General features: G+C 39.4%; 1 protein-coding gene and 2 pseudogenes. 1 reads left to right on the forward strand and 2 read right to left on the reverse strand.

Going from position 1 to position 1,140, the window contains the following annotated elements:
• A pseudogene (locus HEM79_RS22840) lies at positions 1-161 on the forward strand (SymE family type I addiction module toxin); the annotation flags it as partial.
• A gap of 45 nt (positions 162-206) precedes the next feature.
• Here HEM79_RS22840 and HEM79_RS22270 read toward each other — a convergent pair.
• Both HEM79_RS22270 and HEM79_RS23095 read right to left on the reverse strand, forming a co-directional pair.
• Entirely contained in the window at positions 207-617 is a 411-nt protein-coding gene (locus tag HEM79_RS22270) for a hypothetical protein (RefSeq protein ID WP_176241944.1), read from the reverse strand.
• A gap of 331 nt (positions 618-948) precedes the next feature.
• A pseudogene (locus HEM79_RS23095) lies at positions 949-1,038 on the reverse strand (RHS repeat-associated core domain-containing protein); the annotation flags it as partial.
• Positions 1,039-1,140: the final 102 nt, after the last annotated feature.

The raw sequence follows: 1,140 nt of genomic DNA on the forward strand, positions 1-1,140 counted from the left end.
TTGAGATCGGCACGGGCGTTACCGTGAAGATCTCGGAAGGTTGCCTGATCCTGCTAGCGGATAACAACGAAGTACAGGAACTGCGCAGGGAACTTTATCAGTTTAAACAGGCAGTTAAGGGGATACGTGACGGGATGTTTAGTGTGCTGAACGAGAGTTAAATAATAAAAAAGCCGGGAGACCATATTCCCGGCTTTATATTTTATCTATGACATCATTTTTTTCACATCTTCAACAGTCAAACTAAAACTATCTATAGTGTTAGCATTTATTCCCAAGTTAAATTTATTATTTGTTTTATTGAGCCATTTGTAGAAGTTTATAAATGAACTCTCATTTTCTTCTGTTAACTCCATAAACCCAGAATCAATATGTGATAATTCTAATGCATCTATAATAAATTTAAAGACATCTTGATCTTCAATCAAATCATTAACATCAATAGTCATCAACTCGTCAATTATTAATAGCTCATCCGCTAAATTCATTATTGTAGGAAGAGATAAGACTTTATTTTTTATTTCTTGCAAATTCATATTAATAATCTCAATAAGGTGAGCCATCAAGGGGGATATGAGCACCATTGGCATCTGATTTGAATGTCCCCCAAGTTCCATCGGTTCTAAACACTTCACGTGTTGAAGTATTTTTCATGCTCGCTGTCGGCCCATTTGCCGCATTAGAATTAGGAAATTTAGCTGCCGCAGATGGATTAGCACCATGACCATGAACAGTATAATTACCAGCATCATATTTAAAACCACCACTGGGGAATTTTAACGGATCATGCCCCCATGTATTTGGAATCCCTCCTTGACTAGCCCAAGCATCTATATCAGCCTTGTCAATTCGGCCATTATGAACTAATTCAGAAGGATCTGTTGGTCGTTTTGTAAAACGACCTGTCTGCCTGTCATGCCAGCGATTAGACTTAGAATTAAAGTAACAACTTAAACCAAGGGGATCTAACCAAGATATTGGATTCGGCGCATACGCATACAGGTTTAACCCACCATTTAGCCCTATCGGGTCATCGGAACGATCCGGTACAGGTCACACTTTTTAACACGCTACCGCCCGCGCCGTTTCTGGCTTCCCGGCCATCACCTTTTACTTATTTAACAGCACGTTAACCCAGTT

The organism is Escherichia sp. 93.0816 (assembly GCF_013368855.2).
Taxonomy (GTDB): Bacteria; Pseudomonadota; Gammaproteobacteria; order Enterobacterales; family Enterobacteriaceae; genus Escherichia; species Escherichia ruysiae.

Bases quoted from the DNA above. Each gene is read 5' to 3' on its own strand.
- HEM79_RS22270 (WP_176241944.1), bottom strand. From the start codon at position 617: ATGGAACTTGGGGGACATTCAAATCAGATGCCAATGGTGCTCATATCC.